Here is a 22119-nt window from a genome sequence, read left to right as displayed (position 1 = left end):
CTTTATAATATTATGTTTTTAAAAAGATAATTTTTATTCATTGCTAATGCGATTTTTTAGTAATATATATTATATATCTAAAAATTCATTAGCAATCACTAATAAATATTAATATTAATTTAAATTTTTTTAAATTATTTAATTTTTTATTTATTACATCATATAATTTGAGCCGGTTCACACCTTTCAATGAGAATAAATAAATATTTTCATCATTAGCTATGTAGACTGGCCACTGTAACTAAAAAGGCATATCTACTGCATGACTCATATTGAAAGCACATTTTCTTTTCTTGGTTTAAATCCCTTTTTAATTCAATCTTTAACTGAAATGGGGTATGTTAAACCTTCTCCTATTCAATTAGCCTGTATTCCTCTTTTATTGGAAGGCAGAGATGTATTAGGAATGGCGCAGACAGGAAGTGGAAAAACAGCTGCTTTTTCACTACCTCTTTTACATAATTTAAAAGTTAATTTAAAAGTTCCACAAATTTTAGTATTAGCACCAACAAGAGAATTAGCAGTGCAAGTAGCTGAAGCTTTTTCATCTTTTTCTAAATATATAGTAGGAATAAAAGTTTTACCGTTATATGGCGGTCAAAGATATGAATTACAATTAAGAGCATTACGCCAAGGTCCTCAAATTGTTGTAGGTACTCCAGGACGATTATTAGATCATTTAAAGAGAGGAACACTTAATCTTTCTAATTTACATGGATTAGTTTTAGATGAAGCAGATGAAATGTTACGAATGGGTTTTATAGAAGATGTAGAAAATATTTTATCACAGATTCCTAAAGAACATCAGACAGCATTATTTTCAGCAACTATGCCAGAGGCTATCCGTCGTATTTCTAAACGTTTTATGAAAAACCCAAAAGAAATTAAGATACAATCAAATATTACTACTAGACCAGATATTAAGCAAAGCTACTGGATGGTATATGGAAAAAAAACTGATGCTTTAATACGTTTTTTAGAAGTGGAAGATTTTTCTGCTACAATTATCTTTGTTAGAACAAAAAATGCTACTTTAGAAGTATCTGAAGCATTAGAAAAAAATGGTTATAATAGCGCAGCGTTGAATGGTGATATGAATCAATCGTTACGTGAACAAACTTTAGATCGTCTAAAAAATGGAAGATTAGATATTTTAATTGCCACTGATGTTGCTGCTCGTGGTTTAGATGTTGATCGCATTAGTTTTGTAATTAATTATGATATTCCTATGGATGCAGAATCCTATGTACATCGGATTGGTCGTACAGGGCGAGCTGGACGAGCTGGACGAGCTTTATTATTTGTAGAACATCGTGAACGTCGTTTATTACGAAATATTGAAAGAATAATTAAACAGTCTATTCCAGAAGTGCAATTACCACATATTGATTTATTATGTCAAAAGCGTCTAGAAAAATTTTCAAAAAAAGTACAACAGCAGTTAGAAAGTAAAGATTTAGAACAATATATTATTTTATTAGATAAACTATATATTACGGATGAATTAGACATTAAAATTTTAGCTGCAGCATTATTAAAAATGGCTCAAGGGGAACGTCCGTTAATTGTGAAAAAAGATTTACTTATTCGTTCTTTTAAAACATCTTTTACAAGAGATGATTATCGACGTGAAGATACACGTCAAAATCGTATTCGACGTGAACGTCGAGATATAAAAAATACAGATATATATCGTATTGAAGTAGGTCGTAATGATGGAGTAGAAGTACGTCATATTGTTGGAGCTATTGCTAATGAGGGTAATATTAGTAGTCGATATATTGGGAATATTAAATTATTTTCTGCATATTCTACTATTGAATTACCTAAAAATGTTTCTAAGGATTTATTAAAAAATTGTATTCGAACTCGTATTTTAAACAAACCAATTAATATGCATTTATTTAATGATACTGTATTTTATGAAAATAAAATACCTAATCGTTCTGTTTTTCATAAAGATAAAATGAATTTTCGTCGTTCATCAGAAAGTAGTCAAAAAAAATTTAATACTCTAAAAAAATAGATATTTTTCTGTAAATATTGAATTTTTTATGCCGCTCTGCGGCATATTGAGATTTTAATTGCATATAATATAGAAGAGTTCATAAAATTTTTTATTAATATTATTTAAAAAATGCTATAGCTTCAATTTCAATTTTTGCATTTTTAGGTAATTTTTTAACCTCTACAAAAGATCTTGCAGGAAAAGTAGATTGATTGTTTATAAAAAATGTTTGATAAATATGATTAATAGCATCAAAATCTCTTAAATCAGTTGAAAAAATAGTTGTTTTAATAATATTTTTAACTTTTAATTCTGATGCATCAATAATAGATTTTATATTTTTTAATACAAGATATGTTTGTTCTTCAATTGTTTTTGGCATTTCTCCGGATCTTACATCAATGGGTATTTGTCCAGATATCATTAAAAAATGATTAACTTTTATTGCTTGCGAATACGGACCAATAGCATTAGGTGCGTTTTTAGTACTAATTATATAATTCATAAAAGATCACTATAGTTTTAAAATTTTTTTATGATAATAGTATTATTTACATCATAATACTGTATTTTTAGTAAATTCTTTTTCACAATATTTACATTTTAAATGCATATTTTTTTTTTTATCTTTTTTTAAAGTAAAACTAGATGTTATAAAATGGTTATTACTAATACAATTACTATTTGGACAAATTAAAATACGTTTAATTTCTTTTGGTAAATTAGGAAAAATTTTACCAACTACGTTATATTTATTTATATAATTTACAGAAGCACATGGAGCATAAATAGCTAATTGATTAATTTGATCATCACTTAAAAAAGTATTTTCTATTTTTATAATATCTTTTTTTCCTAATTTTTTAGATGGTAAATTTAATCCAATAGTAATTCTTTTTTCTGTTTCAGTAAATCTAAATAAAGATAGCAATTTAAATCCAATGTGTGCAGGAATATGATCAATGACACTTCCAGATTTAATTGCTTCTACTTGTAGTTTATTTGTTTGCATATGTTATAATTTATGTGTGTTTTTCAATTAAAACTAAAGATAAAATAGCTTGACGTGCATAAATTCCATTTTGAGCTTGTTTAAAATACCAAGCATAAGGTGTATGATCAACATCATAATCTATTTCATCTATGCGGGGCAATGGATGTAATATTTTTAAATTATTGCGTGCATTTTTTAAAGTTGTTGTATGTAATACGAATTTGGATTTTGCATTAGCATATTCTGTAGAATCTAATCGTTCTTTTTGTATTCTTGTCATATAAAGAATATCTATTTCAGAAATAATATCTTCAATATGATTATATCGATTCCAGCGAATTTCTTTTTTATATAACATGTCATTAATATAACTAGGCATAATTAATGCATCAGGTGAAATGAAAAAAAATTGATTGTGTTTAAATTTTGCTAATGCTTGTGTTAGTGAGTGTACTGTTCTTCCATATTTTAAATCTCCTACCATAGCAATATTTAAATGATTTAATCGTGTTTGAGTTTCTTGAATAGTAAATAAATCTAATAGTGTTTGTGTTGGATGTTGATTGGCTCCATCGCCAGCATTAAAAACAGGTATACCATTCGAGCATTCTGATGCGAAACGTGCAGATCCTTCTTGTGGATGTCTAATTATGATAGCATCTACATATGAACTTATGACTGAAATAGTATCAGATAGTGTTTCTCCTTTTTTTTCTAAAGAAATATTTTTACCATCAGAAAATCCTATAATAGATGCACCTAAACGATAAATAGCAGTTTCAAAAGATAATCGGGTTCGTGTTGATGCTTCAAAAAAACAACTGGCAATAATTTTATTTTTCAATAGATTAGGTTGTTGTTTTTTTTTTAAAAAAGCAGATTTTTTTAAAACTAATTCTAATTCATAACGATTTAAATCATTTATAGAAATAATATTTTTTTTATATAATGAATTTATCAATTTTTATTTTTCCTTCATTATTACAAAAAAGATAATTTTTTTGTTTTTACAATATATTAAATATATTAAAAATAAATATATAATCTTTTATTACGATTTGTACTATAGATATATTTTTTGTGATAAACTGGATACTAAAAGTGATTTAATAGTATGTAATCTATTTTCCGCTTGTTCAAAAATAATATTTTTATTTTTTTTAAAAATATCATTTGTTATTTCCATTCCATTTTCAAAACCATATTTTTTTAGTATTGATTGCCCTATTTTTGTTTCTTGATCATGTAATGCCGGTAGACAGTGTAATATTTTAATATGAGTGTTGTTACTCATATCTAACATAGAAGCGTTAACTTGATATTTTCTTAATAGTTGAATTCTTTTGTCCCATATTGTCTCCTTTTCTCCCATAGATACCCATACATCTGTATAAATAAAATCTGCATTTTTTACACCTTTTTCGATATTTTCAGTACATATAATATTGCCATTGTTTTTTTTAGCTTCTTCTTGACATGTAATAAAAAGATTTTTATCTGGCCAACATTCCCTTGGAGCAACTAATCGTAAATTTAAACCCACTAATGCAGCAGCTTCTAAAAAACTATTTCCCATATTATTATGTGCATCACCCACATATGCACATGTTATTTCAGAAAATAATTTATTAGGCATAATTTCTTTTATTGTTAATAAATCAGATATTAGTTGTGTTGGGTGAAATTGATCTGTTAATCCGTTCCATACAGGTACTTTAGAATATTTAGATATTGTTTCTATTATATGATGACTATGCCCCCGGTATTGAATTCCATCATATAATCGACTAAGAACTTGAGCAGTATCTTCTATAGATTCTTTTGTTCCAAGATGTGTACTATTAGGGCCTAGATAAGTAACATTTGCACCTTGATCAAATGCTGCAACTTCAAATGAACATCTTGTCCGTGTTGATTCTTTATCGAAAATTAAGGCAATATTTTTTTTTTTCAAAAGTTGTTTTTCTATATTATTTTTTTTATCAATTTTTAATTTTTGTGCTAAAAAAATAATATTTTTTAATTCATTTGGAGTAAAATCCATGAGTCTTAAACAATGATGTTGATACAGAGTATTCATTTTATATTTCCCGTATTGTATAATAGATGTTTGACTGAACTTAAATAATTCAATACATAATATTATTTTTTTTAAATAATTAAATTATTATGAATGTATTGAATAACTTATATTTTAATTAATACACAATATTATTAAATAATAAAATATCAAATATTTATAAAAATTTCATATTAATAATATAAAATAATATGATAAACTTTTTTGTATTAAAATATATTTTATTTATACACAGAGAAAAATTATGAAGTTTTTTATAAATAACTACGATTTAAATACATATAATTCTGATTGTATTATAGTGGGTGTATTTGAGCAAGATGAACTAAGTATTTCTGCAGAATATTTAGATAAAATGACTCATGGATATATTAGTTCATTAATAAAATTAGGAGATATATCTGGAATATTAGGTCAAACAATGTTATTACACAATGTTTCTAATATCCCTCATACAAGAGTTTTATTAGTGGGTTGTGGTAAAAAAAATAAATTAGATAGAAATAATTTTAAAAAAATTATAAAGAATAGTATACAATCGTTAAAAAAAACTTCTGTAAGAAAAGCAATGTTTTGTATAAATGAAATAAAAATTAAAGATTTAAATATGTATTGGACGATTAGGGTTTTTGTACAAAATATAATGGATTCTTTATATAATATTATTAAAATTAAAAATTCATTTAAAAAAAGAAATAATTTAAATGAAATATATATACATATTTTTGATACAAATGACATTATTTTCTTAGAAAAAGCATTACAGCATGCTTTAGCTATTAATGAAGGTATTATAGCTACAAAAAATATTAGTAATTTACCAGCAAATATATGCACTCCTTTATATCTATCTAAAAAATCAAAAGAATTGTCTCAAAAATATCAAAATAATATCACAGCAGAATGTATCAATGATGAAGATATGAAAAAATTAGGTATGAATTCTTATCTTGCAGTTAGTCGTGGATCAAAAAATAAACCTTATATGTCTATTATTAAATACACTAATAATGATATTCAGTCAAAAAAAGTTATTGTTTTAATTGGTAAGGGAGTTACATTTGATTCGGGAGGTATATCTATAAAACCATCTCATCGTATGCATGAAATGAAATATGATATGTGTGGAGCAGCAGCTGTATATGGTACTATGATTTCAGCAGCTATTTTAAAATTACCATTAACAATTATTGGTGTGTTAGCCAGTTGTGAAAATATGCCTGATGGAAATTCTTTTCGACCAGGTGATGTATTAACAACTATGTCAGGAAAAACAGTAGAAGTATTAAATACTGATGCAGAAGGAAGATTAGTATTATGTGATGTTTTAACATACGTAGAAAAATTTTCTCCAGATGTTGTTATTGATATTGCAACATTAACAGGCGCTTGTGTTGTAGCGTTGGGTAGTTGTGTTAGTGGTTTATTTTCAAATAATGATATATTATCTACTCAATTGATTAAAGCTTCTGTACAAACAGATGATAAAATATGGAAATTACCATTATTTCCTGAGTATCATAAAGATTTAGTATCCAATATAGCAGATTTTTCAAATATAGGTAAAGGAGAAGCTGGAGCTATTACTGCCGCTTGTTTTCTTTCTTTTTTTGCAGAAAAATATCATTGGGCTCATTTAGATATTGCAGGTACTGCTTGGAGGGATAACACAAAAAAAGGAGCTACAGGACGACCTGTGGAATTACTGTGTCAATTTTTATTAAATGCATCTCAATGTAATGAAATATAATAGAACTAAAATAACATAGCAAGATAATTAAAACTCATAGAAATTCTATCTTAATATAAAATATAGTATAAAATAATGGAAAAAAATTATAATCCTCAAGATATTGAAAAAAAATTATATGATTTTTGGGAAAAAAATGGATATTTTAAGCCAATTAATCATTTTAAAAAACCAAGTTATTGTATTATGATGCCTCCTCCTAATATTACAGGAAGTTTACATATGGGACATGCATTTCAACAAACGTTGATGGATATATTAATTCGATATAATAGAATGCAGGGAAAAAATACATTATGGCAAGTAGGAACAGATCATGCTGGCATTGCAACTCAAATTATAGTTGAACGTAAAATACAATTAGAAGAAAAAAAAATAAAAAATGATTATAGTAGGGAAGAGTTTATTAAAAAAATATGGTTATGGAAAAAAGAATCAAATCATGTTATTACAGATCAAATGCGTCGTTTAGGTAATTCAGTTGATTGGGATCGTGAAAAATTTACTCTAGATCCAGATATTTCATTAGCTGTTCAAGAAGCTTTTATTATTTTATATGAAAACAATTTAATTTATCAAAAAAAACGACTAGTACATTGGGATATAAAATTAGAAACAGTAATTTCTGATTTAGAAGTAGAACACAGATCTATGAAGGGAAAAAAGTGGTTTATTGCATATCCTATTCTTTATAATAATGCAAAACCACATAATGAAATGAAATATTTAACAATTTCCACAACAAGACCAGAAACTTTATTTGGAGATACGGCTATAGCAGTAAATCCTAATGATCATAAACATAATCATTTGATTGGTCAAAATGTTCTTGTTCCTTTAATTAATCGTGTTATTCCTATAATTTCAGATAAATATGCAAAAATAGACAAAGGAACAGGTTGTGTAAAAATTACTCCTGCGCATGATTTCAATGATTATAAGGTTGCTTATCGTCATAAATTACCCATGATTACTATATTTACTTTTAATGGAAAAATAAAATATAAATCTAAAATTTATGATTATAAAGGTAATCTATCAGATGTTTATAATTCTTTTATTCCATTAGAATTTCAGAATTTAGATATTATATCTGCTAGAAATAAAGTTATCCAAGAAATTAAAAAATTAGGTTTTTTAAGAAAAATAGAAGAATGTGATATTATTGTTCCTTATAATGACCGTAGTGGTGTGATTATTTTACCAATGCTGACTAATCAATGGTATTTAAAAGTTTCAGAATTATCTAAAAGTGCAATAAATGTAGTAAATAATAAAACAATTGAATTTATACCAAAACAATATAAAAGTATGTATTTATCTTGGATGAATAATATTGAAGATTGGTGTATTTCACGTCAATTGTGGTGGGGTCATAGAATTCCTATTTGGTATGACAATAAAAAAAATATATACATTGGAAGAAATGAAACTGAAATAAGAAAAAAAAATAATATTTCAGATGACATCTCTTTAGTACAGGATCATGATGTATTAGACACTTGGTTTTCTTCAGCATTATGGACATTTTCTACTTTAGGATGGCCGAAAAAAAGTATTTTATTAAAAACGTTTCATTCTACTAATGTTTTAATTAGTGGTTTTGATATTATCTTTTTTTGGATTGCTCGTATGATTATGTTAACTATGTATTTTATTAAAGATAAAAATGGAAATTCACAAGTTCCTTTTAAAAAAATTTATATTACAGGATTAATACGAGATGAAAAAGGTCAAAAAATGTCTAAATCTAAAGGAAATGTTATTGATCCAATAGATATGATAGATGGAATTTCTTTAAAAAAATTAATTGATAAAAGAACCAGTAATTTGATACAACCAAATGTTATTAATATAATACGATTGCGTACAATAAAAACATTTCCTAATGGTATTGAAGCTACAGGTGCAGATGCTTTACGTTTTACATTTTCTTCTTTAGCATCAAATACACGTGATATATATTGGGATATGAATAGATTAAAAGGATATCGTAATTTTTGTAATAAATTATGGAATGCTAGTCGTTTTGTAATTATAAATACTAAAGACCATCATTTTTCTCATTCATTCAAACAAAATAATACTTTATTATTTAATCAATGGATATTAATAGAATTTAATAGTACAGTAAAAAAATATCGTCAATCATTGGATACATATCGATTTGATTTAGCTTCTAATATTTTATATGAATTTATATGGAATAATTTTTGTAATTGGTATTTAGAATTTGTTAAAATTATTATTCATAATGGATCATCTTTTGAAGTTGATACTACTAAGAATATATTAGTTCATATTTTAGAATCTTTATTAAAATTAGCACATCCTATTATACCATTTATCACTGAAAATATTTGGCAGCGTATAAAAAAAATTAAAAATATTAAAAATAGTACAATCATGTTAGAATGTTTTCCTAAATATGAAAAAGAAAAATTAGATGATGGTATTATTCATAATGTTGATTGGATAAAAAAAATTATTATTTTTTTAAGAAATATCCGTAATACTATGAATATAAGTTCTATACAATTATTACCTATATTATTTTATAATATTTCATATGATCAAAAAAATCTTCTTAAAAATAACGCATTTTTTTTAAAAAAGATAGCTTATATAGAGAATATAACTTTTTTAGATAAAGAATATAATGACCCTTTATCAATTAAAAAAAATATTGATGGAGTAGAAATAATTGTACCAATTTTACAAATATTAGATAAAAAAACAGAATTAAATCGATTAAAAAAAGAAATATATAAAATTGAATTATCTATGAATAAAAGTCAAGAAAAAATCTTAAATAAAAATTTTATAACATATGCACCGAAAGATATTATTCAAAAAGAAAAAGAAAACTTTATGTATTTAAAAAAAATATATAAAAAAATATCATATCAAATTAAAATACTTATAAATTTAATTAATAAAAATAGATAATAATTTTAAAAATAAATAGATATTTCTTAAAGGTATATATAATATGTCAATATTACATAATCGTCTTTCTAAACAAAAATTAAAACAATATGCTTTATTTTTACAAGAAAATCGTATTAATTTATCTTTTTATAAATATTTTAATATTTTAAATGTACAAGAATATCGTGATAATATTTATAAATATTTTTATAAATATCACGTTTTAGGTCGAGTGTATATTGCAAAAGAAGGAATTAATGCGCAAATTAGTGTACCTATAGAATTTTATTCTATTTTAAAAAATTTTATATATAATTTTGATAATGCATTAAAAAATTTACGAATTAATAAATCTTTCAATAATGATAAATTGTCGTTTTGGGTATTATCTGTCAAAATAAAAAAAAATATTGTTGCAGATGGAATTAAGAATATTTTTTTTAATCCTAATAATGTTGGTATTTATTTAAAAGCTAAAGAAGTAAATTCCATGATAAATAATAATGATATTATATTGATAGATATGAGAAATTATTATGAGTATGCAATTGGACATTTCCCTCAAGCTATACAAATCAAAAGTATAACATTTCGAGAACAATTAAATATTATAGTAAAAAAATTAGAATACGCAAAAAATAAAAAAATTATTATGTATTGTACAGGAGGTATCCGTTGTGAAAAATCAACGGCATGGATGAAATTCAATGGTTTTAAATATGTTTATCATTTAGAAGGTGGAATTATAGGTTATGTTCATGATGCTAAAAAAAATAATTTACCCATTTTATTTGAAGGAAAAATGTTTGTTTTTGATAATCGTATGAGTGAAAAAATTTCTAATAAAGTAATATCATTTTGTCAACAATGTCATCATTCTTCTGATACATATACTAATTGTGCATATAATATATGTCACCAGTTATTTATTCAGTGTCGTTCTTGTGCTATTGATTTTCATAATTGCTGTTCAATAGATTGTATGAAAAAAATAATCTAGTAATATATATTATAAAATATTATTTTTCTAATTTTTCCCAATGTTTTATTTTTATTTGTAATTTTTTTTCATTATTTTTTAATTTTTCTAATATTTTTTTTTGTTCTATAATTGGTTTTTTAAAAAAATACAAAGAATTACATTGATTTTGTAATGTTTTAATCATTGATTCTATTTTTTCTATTTCTTTCAATATTTGATTAATTTCTATTTTATTTTTTTTAACAGAAAATATATTAGATTGATTTTTTTTTGGTAGTATTGTTAATACATGATGTGTTTTTGAAATAGTATTTTTTTGTTGAAATTGATTCTTATCATAGTAAGTATTAATATAACCCTGATCTTGAAATACCCAATATTTATTTACTGTATTTTCAATAAATTTTCTATCATGACTAACTATTAAAACAGTACCTTTATACTTAATAATAATTTTTTCTAATAATTGAAGAGTATCTAAATCTAAATCATTTGTAGGTTCATCTAAAATTAAAACATTACTAGGTTTTAAAAAAAGTCTTGCGAGTAATAATCGATTACATTCACCTCCAGATAATGTGCTAATTAAAGATTTAATTTGATGTGGTTTGAATAAAAAATTTTTTAAATATCCTATTAAATATTGTTCTTTTCCATTAATCTCTATTTTTTCTTTCCCACAATCAATATTATCTAAAATAGATTTATTTGGATCTAATAGTTCTCTATTTTGATCAAAATAAGCAATTTTTATTTCTTTGCTTATATATGTTTTTCCTGTATTAGGTTTAATTTTTTCTAGTATAATTTTTATTAAAGTACTTTTACCGCATCCGTTTTTTCCAATTAATCCAATTTTATCTCCATTTTGTATAATTGATGAAAAATTATTAATAATAATTTTATTATTAATAATCATATTAATTTTTTCTAATTTAAACATTACTTTTCCTGAATAACTACTAATTTGATTAATAGTAATATTTTTTATATTTTCAATTTTTTTATAATTAGCATTAGTTTCTCTTAATATTTTTAATTGTTTTATTCGTCCTTCATTTCTTGTACAACGAGCTTTAATTCCTTTTCTAATCCATTGTTCTTCTTTTTCTAAATTATGATCAAAAATTTTTTTATGAATTTTTTCAATCCTATTATTTTCATTTTTTAACAGTATAAAATTATTATAATCACCGGGCCAAGAAATAATTTTTCCACGATCAAGATCAATAATTCTAGTACAAATATTTTGAATAAAAGAACGATCATGTGATACAAATAGTATAGTACCAGAAAACTTTTTTAAAAATTTTTCTAACCATTGTACTGTTTCAATATCTAAATGATTAGTTGGTTCATCAAGTAAAAGTATATCTGGTTCTTGTACTAATGTTCCAGCAAGTATAACTTTCCGTAATAATCCTCCAGATAAAGAAGAAAGAAGTATATTTTTTTTAATTTTAATAATGTCAATAATTTTTTCTATTTTTACAAGGTAATTGATATTTAATTCACTGGAGTGATATTGATTATTATTTTTTATATTTTTAGTTAATTCTTGTTTAATAAAATTAAATACAGAAATATTAATATCAATAGGATTATTTTGTTTTAAATAAGATATTTTAATATTTTTTTTATATATGATATCTCCTTGATCTAAATCTTGTTTTTTACTAATTACTTTTAACAGAGTAGATTTTCCAGAACCATTTTTACCAGTTAAACAAATTCTTTCATTTTTATTAACGTATAATATAGCTTTATTAAATATTTCTAGATTACCAAATGATAGATAAGCATCTTGTATTTGAATAAGAGACATAAATTTTTTCTATCCTTATGTTTATTGTATATGTGTGATTAACCAAGAATGATATATATTTTTACTATTAAAAGAATCTTTTGATTTTGTTTGTGCAGTAATATTTTTTGCATATAATTTTATTTGATTTAAATCTTTTAAATTCATATCAAAATTATGTGTCGAACTAGAAAAAATAATAGTTCCATTTTTTTTTAAAATTCTTTTTAAATTTATTATTAATGTAAAATAATCTTTTTTTAATTCAAATTTTTTATTTGTTTTTTTAGAATGAGAAAAAGTAGGTGGATTAACAAAAATAAGATCAAACATTTTATTATTTTTTTTTAACCAATCTAAACAATCTGATTGAATAAAATGATGATTTTTATTCATGAGATTATTAATTGACATATTTTTTATAGACCATTGTAAATATGTTTTAGATATATCTATATTAGTTGTACTAATAGCGCCTCCTAATCCTGCAACAACACTTGCCGTACTGGTATAACAAAATAAATTTAAAAAACTTTTTCCATAAGACATTTCACTAATTATTTTTCTGATTAGTCGTTTATCTGAAAATAAACCAGTATCTAAATAATCAATTAAATTGACTAAAAATTTTGTATTGTATTCTTTTACTATAAAAAATGTATTTTTATTGTGTAATTTTTGATATTGTCTACCGTTTTTTTGTTTTTTTCTTATTTTTAAAACTATATTATTAATAGGAATAGATAATATTTTTCTAGTTTCATAAATAGCTTTACATAATCTTTTATATGCATTATGAGTATTAATTTCTTTAGGTGCTTCATATTCTTGAACAACAATCCAATTTTTATAAATATCCACTATTATATTATAGTTAGGCAAATCAGCATCATACACTCGAAAGCATTCTATGCCTTCTAATATTGACCATTTTTTTAATCTTTTTATATTTTTTTTTAATCGATTTGTATATTCATTTTCAGTTTTATTAGTTATATCATCAAAAATATTATAGTTTCTCTGAAAACAGTCTAATGGTCCATTTTTATAAATATATTCTTGATAACATTTCATTTGTATAAAATTAAGAAGATAAGTTGAAGCACTAAAAATTGATAAATTCCAGTTTGTAAAATATTTTTTTGTTATATATCCTATATGTATATATAATGCAACTAATTGACTTTCAGTTTGTTGTCTTTCACCATACGGTGGATTACTTAATATAGTGCCTATTTTTGTTTGATTAAAAACATTTTTAAAATTATTAATATTAATATTAAAAAACTTAACTATTTGCGAAACTCCTGCATTCAGTGCACATATTTTTGCTTCTTTAATAGAATTAATATCATAATCATATCCTAAAAAATCTTGGTTACATTTTTTTATACCTATTTTAAATTTTTCTAATGCTATTTTTTTTATTTTTACCCATGTCTCTTGATTATATTGTTTCCAATTTTCAAATCCCCATTTTTTTCTTCTTAATCCTGGCGCTCTATTAGAGCATAGCATCGCTGCTTCAATTAGAAGTGTTCCTGAACCACACATAGGATCAATTAATGGAGTATTTTTATTCCATTTAGATCGTAATACAATAGAAATTCCAAGATTTTTTTTAATAGGAGTAATATTTTTAGATACTTTTGAATATCCTCTTTTATGCAAAGATTCTCCGCTTAAATTTAACATTAAATAAATAATATTATTAAATAATACTGCTTTTATACGAATATCAGGAGAAATTCTATTAACAATAGGACGTAAAGATTGTTTTTTATAAAAATAATCTATAATAGCATCTTTAATAGTAAATACTCCAAATAAACTATTCCGAATAATATTATTTGTGCCTTTAAAATTAATCATAAATGTTTTTTTAGAATCAAATATTGTATCCCAATGAATTTGATATGTATTAAAATATAAATCATTAGAATTTGTAATGGTAAATTTTTTTATACATAAAAAAACACGTGATGCAATTCTGGTCCACATTAAAATATTATATAATGTATATTCATCAGCAGTATAATATATACCTCCCTTAATCAATTCTAAATTTGTTGCACCTAAAGATAAAAGTTCTTTTTCTAATAAATCTTCACATCCAAAATGAGTACTAGCAAATAAATAGTTCATGTTTATTTTTTACAATATAGTTATTTTTAAAAGTAAATAGCATAAAAGATTAAAATAAATTATATTTATTCAAAATTATTTAAATATATATTATTATATTTTTTTAATAATTTTTCTAATTATACTAGGACCGTGAAAAATTAATCCTGAATATACTTGTATTAAAGTAGCGCCTGCTTTAATTTTTTCTTGTGCAGAATATAGAGAATTAATCCCACCTACACCGATAATAGGTATTCTATTTTTTAATATTTTTGATAAAATAAAAATAATATTAGTACTTTTTCTTTGAAGAGGAAGTCCACTTATACCACCTTTTTTTAAATTTTTTTTAATATCAGGTATTACGGAATAATCTATTGTTGTATTGGTTGCAATGACTGCATCAATATTATGCTCGATTAATTTTTTTGAAATTCTAATTAATTCTTTTATAGATAAATCAGGTGATATTTTAATAGCTATAGGAACATATTTTAAATATTTTTTATGCATTATTTTTTGTGTTTTTTTTACTTTTTTTAACAATTGATCAAATATTATTCCATATTGTAAATTTCTTAAATTTACAGTATTTGGGGAAGAAATGTTAATAGTAATATAACTAGCATAACAGTATATTTTTTCTATGCATATTAAATAATCATTAATAGAATTTTCAATACTTGTATTTTTATTTTTTCCAATATTAACACCTATAATTCCTTTAAATTTAGATTTTTTTATATTTTTAATTAAATTATCTATTCCTAAATTATTAAATCCCATTTTATTTATAATTGCTTCTTCTGAAACAAGTCTAAATAATCTAGGTTTAGGATTTCCATATTGCGGTAACGGTGTCACTGTACCTAACTCAAGAAAACCAAATCCTAATTTGGACATAATATCAATATATTCTCCATTTTTATCTATTCCTGCCGCAGTGCCTAAAACATTATCAAAAACTAATCCCATACATTTTATTTTTTTTTGTGGTAATGGTTTTAGAAAAAAATAAATAATATTTTGTATATATTTTAAAGAGAAAAATTTTAATATCAATATATGTGCAATTTCTGGTTCAATAAGAAATAAAATTTTACGAATTAAATAATAAATCATTATAATTCCTTGATCTGTAAAGTATATTTTTTTATGATTATAGATAATTATCAGATAAAAATATTATTATATAAATATACTAGTAAAATTATTTTTATCTTTTTATACTGCAAAAATATAATATATCGTTTTTTATATTCCAAAAAAAAGAGAATAATAAAAATTAAAAATAATATGAAACAATATGATTATCCAATAGTAAAAACATTACTTGATACTGATGCTTATAAAATTCATATGCAACAAGCTGTTTTTTATCATTATAAGAATACAACAGTAGTAGCGGAATTTATATGTAGAGGACAAAATATATTAGGTTGTTATTCAAATATTTTACTAGATCAGATTACAATGATGACATCTTTATGTCTTACTACAGAAGAATATATTTATTTAAAATCTTTTTCTTTTTTTAAAGATGAATATTTACATTGGTTAAAAAAATTTCGTTATGATATTACACAAGTAAAAATTAATAATTATTATAATCGGTTACATATTCGCATTAGTGGTTTATGGAAAGAAGTAATTTTATGGGAAGTTCCTATTTTAGCATTAATTAGTGAAGTTTTTCATAACAATTCATCTCCTAAAATTACTCCAAAAATTGCAGTTCAACATTTAGATATGAAGTTAAATCAATTTTATCGTCACACTAAACTATTAAATTTATCTAATTTAAAGATTGTTGATTTTGGTACTCGAAGAAGATTTTCTTATGATGTTCATTACTCTATTGTAAAAAGATTAAAAGAAAATTTTCCCTTTTTTATAGGATCAAGTAATTATCATATTGCTCGTATATTAAATTTGCCACCTGTAGGTACTCAAGCACATGAATGGTTTCAAGCTCATCAACAAATAAGTGTTAATTTAATAGATAGTCAAACTTTAGCTTTGCACATGTGGTTATATCAATATCAGAATCATTTAGGTATTGCACTTACTGATTGTATTTCTATGGATGCTTTTTTACGTGATTTTAATCTTTATTTTTCTACTGTTTATCAAGGTATAAGACATGATTCAGGTGATCCAATTGCTTGGGGTGAAAAAGCTATTCAACACTACAAAAATTTAGGTATTAATCCTTTCACTAAAACATTATTATTTTCAGATAATCTAAATTTTAATACGATTATTTCTATTTATCAAAAATTTAATAATAGAATCAATATGATATTTGGAATTGGTACAACTTTAACTTGTGATATTCCTGCTGTTAAACCGTTAAATATTGTAATTAAATTAGTACAATGTAATGGAAAACCTGTTGCTAAAATATCTGATAGTCCTGGAAAAACGTTTTGTTCGGATAATAAATTTATTCAATCTTTATCTGCAGAATTTGGATTAAAATGTAAAAAATAAATCAATTTATACTTTTCTATGATATATCTTTATATTTAGTAATAATTAAATAAATTAAATATACAGAAAATATTTTTATATATTTTGGGTGAAATTTAAATGAATAAAATTTATTTTTATCATAATATATATATTACAAGGTTAAAGTGATAAATAATGAAAATAGTATCGGTATTGGATATTTATAAAGATAATATCAAAATTAATAGTGTTATTACTATTTATGGATGGATTAAAAGTCGAAGAGATTCTAAAGCTGGTTTTTCTTTTCTTACTATTTATGATGGTTCATGTTTACATGGTGTACAAATTATTGTGAGTAATGAAATATCTAATTATGATAAAGAAATATTATTTTTAACTATCGGTTGTTCTATTAAAGTAACAGGTACAGTAATATTATCATTAGGAAAACAACAAAAATATGAAATTCAAGCTGATAATATAGTCGTATTAGGTTGGATTAAAAATCCATCTAGTTATCCGATGTCTGCAAAAAAACATAGTATAGAATATCTAAGAGAATTTGCACATTTAAGACCTAGAACTAATATAATTGGTGTAGTATCTCGTATAAGAAATATAATACTACAAAGTATACATCAATTTTTATATAAAAAAGATTATTTTTGGGTTCCAACACCTATTATTACTGGACTAAATACAGAAGGTACAGGAGAAATGTTTCGTGTTTCAACATTAAATTTTAATAATTACGATTCTATTGATTTTAAAAAAGATTTTTTTGGTAAAGAATCGTTTTTAACTGTATCAGGACAATTGACATTAGAAGCATATGCTTGTTCTCTTTCTAAAGTATATACTTTTGGACCAACTTTTCGAGCAGAAAATTCTAATACTAGTCGTCATTTAGCAGAATTTTGGATGTTAGAAGTAGAATCTGCTTTTATGAATTTACATGATATAGCAAATTTTGCTGAAGAAATGTTAAAATATATTTGTAATAGTTTGTTACAAAAGTCTATGACAGATATTAATTTTTTAAAAAATAATATTGATTCTACAATATTAGATCGTCTTAAAAAATTATTGTTAGTAAATTTTATAAAAATTGAATATCAAGATGCTGTAAATATTTTGTTAAATTCAAAAATCAAATTTAAAAACCCCATTTTTTCAGGTGTTGATCTTTCTTCTGAACATGAACGTTACCTTGTTGAAAAATATTTTAAAATTCCAGTAATTATAATAAATTATCCGAAAGAATTAAAAGCGTTTTATATGAGATTAAATGATGATAAAAAAACTGTTTCTGCAATGGATATATTAGTTCCTGGTGTTGGAGAATTAATAGGAGGGTCTCAAAGAGAAGAACGTATATCTATATTAGATAATCGTTTATTAGAGTTAGGATTAGATAAAAAAGATTATTGGTGGTATCGTGATTTACGCCGTTATGGTACTGTTCCGCATTCAGGTTTTGGAATGGGTTTTGAAAGATTAATTTCTTATTTTACTGGAATATCTAATATAAGAGATGTAATACCATTTCCTAGAACTGTACGTAATGCTAATTTTTAAATAAAAAATAAAATATCAAATTATTTATTGTAAAAAATAAAATTGTGAATATATTACATTTTGATATTAATTTATATTATACCGACTAATAAGGTAGTATAAAATTATGCTATATCGTTATTTTTTTAAATTTTTAATACTAGTATTATTTTCTATTAATACTTCATATTCAGCACATATATTATATAAAAATGGTAATAAATTAAATATATATGGTAATTTTGATTCTCATTATTCAATATCTGACTTTTTTTCACCGTCTTTATCTACATACAAAAATAATATTGCATCCTTAGGACTATATGCAGAAGGACGAATAAATAATCAATTATCTAGCTATATGAATATAGAATACAATGCTTATTTATTTTTTCCGAAAAATATAATAGATAAAAAAAATACTAATGCTTTAAGAATGGGATATATTGGTTTAAAACATGATTTTTGGGGTTCAATAGATTATGGTCGTAATTATGGTGTTATGCATGATGCTAAATCTTTAACAAATCGTATTCCATATATTATTAAAAATACTATTTTTGAATATGATGATTATTATATGATGAATATAAATAATGGTCTTTTAACTTACCGTAATAGTAATATTTTTGGTTTATGTAAAAATCTTAATATGACATTACAATATCAAGAAAAAAATTATGATAGAAATATAGAACAAAATAATGGTTCAGGATGGGGAGCATCTTTTAAATATAAAAATAAGTTAGGATTTACTGCAGTTGGATCTTTTTTTTCATCTAATAAAAATTTTTTGAGATCTAATAAACATTTTTTACAATCTAATAAACAATTAAAAAAAATGTCTATAAAATCATATGGATTGGGTTTGGGATATAATATACATAATATATACTTAGGAGCTTTTTATGGATTATCATATCATTTAACACCATATAAAAATATAAAAAATAATAGTTCACATCAATATATAGATTCTATAAAAAATATTGAAATGATCGCAGAATATAATTTTAATTCTAAATTTTATCCTTCTATCAGTTACTTAGATTCTTCAGGAGATAATTTTAATTTAATAGATTATATATCTGGTGGAAATGCAATTAAATTAGCAAAACAAATTGATATTTCTACTCGCTATGATTTTAATCACAATATTTCTACATATGTTAATTATAAAATTAATTTATTAAAAAAGAATGATTTTATTAAAAATAATAATATAAATACAGATGATATTTTTGGAGCTGGAATATTATATCGATTTTAATTTTTTATTATATAAATAATAATTAAAATTAAGAGTTAGCACTTTTTACTCTATTAAAAAAAAATTAATTTTTTATAAATATATAAAAATATTTAAAATGTATCAATGGTATGAAAATATGTAAAAAGTGCTGCTCTTAATAATTAATATTATATAAAAAATTAATATTGAATATACTGATTTGTTATAATAAAAATGTTTTTATATTCTAGTATATACTCTTAATATTAAATTTATTTTATAAATATTTTATATTAATATGTATGATCTAATCTATTGAAAAAAATATATTAACATATCTTTCCAAGTTTTTTACCACCTAATAGATGCATATGTAAATAGTTGATTTCTTGTCCTCCATTTTTATTACAATTAATAACAATTCTGTATCCATCTTGACTAATGTTTTCTTTTTTAGCAATTTTAAGAGAAATACGAAACATATGTTCTATTATATAACTATTATTTTCATTAATTTCATTGATAGATATGATAAATATATTAGGTATTATTAGTATATGTATAGGAGCTTGTGGGTTTATATCTTTAAAAGCTGTCACAATTTTATCTTGGTATACAATATCTGCTGGAATGGTTTTATTAATAATTTTTTTAAAAATAATATAATTTTTCATGACAGAATCCGTTATTTGATAAAAAATTTATTATAAATCTTTTTTAATAGAATATATTATCTATATTTTATGTATATATTCGTCGATAGACGTTTTAATATTTTCAGATTTTGTTCCAAATACTATCTGTATTCCTAATCCAGAAATGACTATTCCTGCTGCACCAAGATTTTTTAAATCATGTTGATTAATTTTGGATATATCTACAACAGTAATTCTTAAACGAGTAATACATGCATCTAAGTTTTGAATATTTTCTTTTCCACCTAATGCAGAAACTATATATGGAGCTATTTCTTTATTATTTTTAGTAATGACATTATTTTTCTGAATATCCCGACCTGGTGTTTTTAAGTTAAATTGTATAATAAAAAAATAAAATATTATATAGTATAATAAGCTATAACATAATCCAACTATAGGAAATAAAAAGATTTTATTACTATTTCCACTTAATACGATAAAATCTATAAAACCATGTGAAAAACTAGTACCTGCTCGCATATTTAACATTATACATAAAGGAAAAGATAATCCTGCTAAAATTGAATGAATAATGTACAATATAGGAGCAACAAGTATAAAAGAAAATTCAATAGGTTCCGTAATTCCAGTTAAAAAGGCAGTTAATGCTGCAGATATCATTAGACTTCTTATTTTTATTTTATTTTCTTTTTTTGCTGTTCTCCAAATAGCAATGGCTGCTCCTGGAAGTCCATACATTTTAAAAATAAATCCTCCTGATAAATTTCCTGCTGTAGCATCACCTGCCATATATCGCGCAATATCTCCATGAAAAATTTGTCCTATAGAATTTGTGTATTCTCCAATTTGCATTTGAAATGGTACATTCCATATATGATGTAATCCGAATGGTACTAACATTCTTTCTATTAAACCATAAATTCCAAAAGCTAACATTGGATTTTGATATGCTGCCCATTGAGAAAAAATTTGAATATTGTGACCAATTGGTGGCCAAATAAAAGATAGTATTGATCCTACAATTATTGCAGAAAGACCAGAAATAATAGGTACAAATCGTTTTCCTGCAAAAAATCCTAAATATTCAGGTAATTGAATACGATAAAATGTATTAAACATATATGCTGCTATGGCACCTGAAATAATACCTCCTAATATACCAGTATCGGATAAATGATTATTTTTTATTTCTTCAACAGTTTGATGTAAAAATATTGGTTCTATAACAGATAGTGTTTTAATTAAAATACTATAAGCGATAACTGCAGCTAATGCTGCAACACCATCATTTTTAGTAAATCCTAGTGCTACACCAATAGCAAAAATTAAAGGCATATTATTAAAAACAGAACCACCCGTTTGTGCCATAATTTGAGAAATAATTTCTGGTATAAATTTAAAATGTGCCGAACCAATTCCTAATAAAATACCTGCAATAGGTAATACAGAAACAGGTAACATTAATGATTTTCCAATTTTTTGAAGGTATGCAAATGTATTTTGAAACATATTTTAAAAAACTCCAAATATATATAGTAT

General features: G+C 23.4%; 16 protein-coding genes. 7 read left to right on the top strand and 9 right to left on the bottom strand.

The genetic code is table 11. The features are described 5' to 3' along the window. Positions 1-262: 262 nt before the first annotated feature. On the top strand, positions 263-2026 hold the full coding sequence (locus tag ACOI1G_RS02805) for a DEAD/DEAH family ATP-dependent RNA helicase (RefSeq protein ID WP_422667287.1): 1764 nt from the start codon (positions 263-265) through the stop codon (positions 2024-2026). Between the two features lie 100 nt (positions 2027-2126). Here ACOI1G_RS02805 and ACOI1G_RS02800 read toward each other — a convergent pair whose 3' ends face one another. From ACOI1G_RS02800 to argF, 4 genes are all read right to left on the bottom strand, one after another. After that, positions 2127-2513 (bottom strand): Rid family detoxifying hydrolase, encoded by a 387-nt coding sequence (locus tag ACOI1G_RS02800; RefSeq protein ID WP_422667286.1) that lies wholly within the window; start codon positions 2511-2513, stop codon positions 2127-2129. A gap of 51 nt (positions 2514-2564) precedes the next feature. Beyond that, positions 2565-3020 carry an aspartate carbamoyltransferase regulatory subunit gene (gene pyrI, locus ACOI1G_RS02795; RefSeq protein ID WP_422667285.1) on the bottom strand — a complete coding sequence of 152 codons (456 nt, stop codon included), beginning with the start codon at positions 3018-3020 and terminating at the stop codon, positions 2565-2567. A 10-nt stretch (positions 3021-3030) separates the two neighbouring features. Continuing rightward, on the bottom strand, positions 3031-3963 hold the full coding sequence (pyrB, locus tag ACOI1G_RS02790) for an aspartate carbamoyltransferase (RefSeq protein ID WP_422667284.1): 933 nt from the start codon (positions 3961-3963) through the stop codon (positions 3031-3033). Positions 3964-4065: 102 nt separating this feature from the next. Beyond that, on the bottom strand, positions 4066-5082 hold the full coding sequence (gene argF, locus ACOI1G_RS02785; protein ID WP_422667283.1) for an ornithine carbamoyltransferase: 1017 nt from the start codon (positions 5080-5082) through the stop codon (positions 4066-4068). A gap of 244 nt (positions 5083-5326) precedes the next feature. Here argF and ACOI1G_RS02780 point away from each other — a divergent pair, with 244 nt between their 5' ends. The 3 genes from ACOI1G_RS02780 to ACOI1G_RS02770 all read left to right on the top strand — a co-directional run bounded on the left by ACOI1G_RS02780 (position 5327) and on the right by ACOI1G_RS02770 (position 10763). Next, the gene (locus ACOI1G_RS02780) at positions 5327-6832 is read left to right on the top strand and encodes a leucyl aminopeptidase (RefSeq protein ID WP_422667282.1); all 1506 of its coding nucleotides are present in this window, start codon (positions 5327-5329) and stop codon (positions 6830-6832) included. Between the two features lie 75 nt (positions 6833-6907). Then, positions 6908-9781, top strand: coding sequence for a valine--tRNA ligase (locus tag ACOI1G_RS02775; RefSeq protein ID WP_422667281.1), 2874 nt, complete (start codon positions 6908-6910; stop codon positions 9779-9781). A gap of 43 nt (positions 9782-9824) precedes the next feature. Further along, positions 9825-10763, top strand: coding sequence for a rhodanese-related sulfurtransferase (locus ACOI1G_RS02770; RefSeq protein ID WP_422667280.1), 939 nt, complete (start codon positions 9825-9827; stop codon positions 10761-10763). A 19-nt stretch (positions 10764-10782) separates the two neighbouring features. On the opposite strand, the gene ACOI1G_RS02765 is transcribed toward ACOI1G_RS02770, so the two are convergent. The 3 genes from ACOI1G_RS02765 to pyrD all read right to left on the bottom strand — a co-directional run bounded on the left by ACOI1G_RS02765 (position 10783) and on the right by pyrD (position 15798). Continuing rightward, positions 10783-12570, bottom strand: coding sequence for an ATP-binding cassette domain-containing protein (locus ACOI1G_RS02765; protein WP_422667279.1), 1788 nt, complete (start codon positions 12568-12570; stop codon positions 10783-10785). 21 nt (positions 12571-12591) lie between these two features. Beyond that, positions 12592-14694 carry a bifunctional 23S rRNA (guanine(2069)-N(7))-methyltransferase RlmK/23S rRNA (guanine(2445)-N(2))-methyltransferase RlmL gene (gene rlmKL / locus ACOI1G_RS02760; protein WP_422667278.1) on the bottom strand — a complete coding sequence of 701 codons (2103 nt, stop codon included), beginning with the start codon at positions 14692-14694 and terminating at the stop codon, positions 12592-12594. 93 nt (positions 14695-14787) lie between these two features. Then, complete coding sequence (pyrD, locus tag ACOI1G_RS02755; RefSeq protein ID WP_422667277.1) at positions 14788-15798, bottom strand: quinone-dependent dihydroorotate dehydrogenase; 1011 nt, start codon at positions 15796-15798, stop codon at positions 14788-14790. 174 nt (positions 15799-15972) lie between these two features. On the opposite strand from pyrD, the gene pncB reads away from it, so the two are divergent. From pncB to ACOI1G_RS02740, 3 genes are all read left to right on the top strand, one after another. After that, positions 15973-17169, top strand: a complete 1197-nt coding sequence (gene pncB / locus ACOI1G_RS02750; RefSeq protein WP_422667276.1) for a nicotinate phosphoribosyltransferase — start codon at positions 15973-15975, stop codon at positions 17167-17169. A 156-nt stretch (positions 17170-17325) separates the two neighbouring features. After that, complete coding sequence (gene asnS / locus ACOI1G_RS02745) at positions 17326-18711, top strand: asparagine--tRNA ligase (RefSeq protein WP_422667275.1); 1386 nt, start codon at positions 17326-17328, stop codon at positions 18709-18711. A gap of 106 nt (positions 18712-18817) precedes the next feature. Then, positions 18818-19960 (top strand): porin, encoded by a 1143-nt coding sequence (locus ACOI1G_RS02740; RefSeq protein ID WP_422667274.1) that lies wholly within the window; start codon positions 18818-18820, stop codon positions 19958-19960. A 290-nt stretch (positions 19961-20250) separates the two neighbouring features. Here the strand turns inward: ACOI1G_RS02740 and ACOI1G_RS02735 are convergent, their stop codons facing one another. Further along, positions 20251-20595: an HIT domain-containing protein gene (locus ACOI1G_RS02735; protein ID WP_422667273.1), complete on the bottom strand. Its 345-nt coding sequence runs from the start codon at positions 20593-20595 to the stop codon at positions 20251-20253. 60 nt (positions 20596-20655) lie between these two features. Beyond that, the gene (gene ptsG, locus ACOI1G_RS02730; RefSeq protein WP_422667272.1) at positions 20656-22089 is read right to left on the bottom strand and encodes a PTS glucose transporter subunit IIBC; all 1434 of its coding nucleotides are present in this window, start codon (positions 22087-22089) and stop codon (positions 20656-20658) included. Positions 22090-22119: the final 30 nt, after the last annotated feature.

The organism is Buchnera aphidicola (Pterocomma populeum), assembly GCF_049314985.1.
In the GTDB taxonomy this organism is placed as follows: Bacteria; Pseudomonadota; Gammaproteobacteria; order Enterobacterales; family Enterobacteriaceae; genus Buchnera; species Buchnera aphidicola_BQ.
This window is presented reverse-complemented; position numbering and strand designations above follow the sequence as displayed.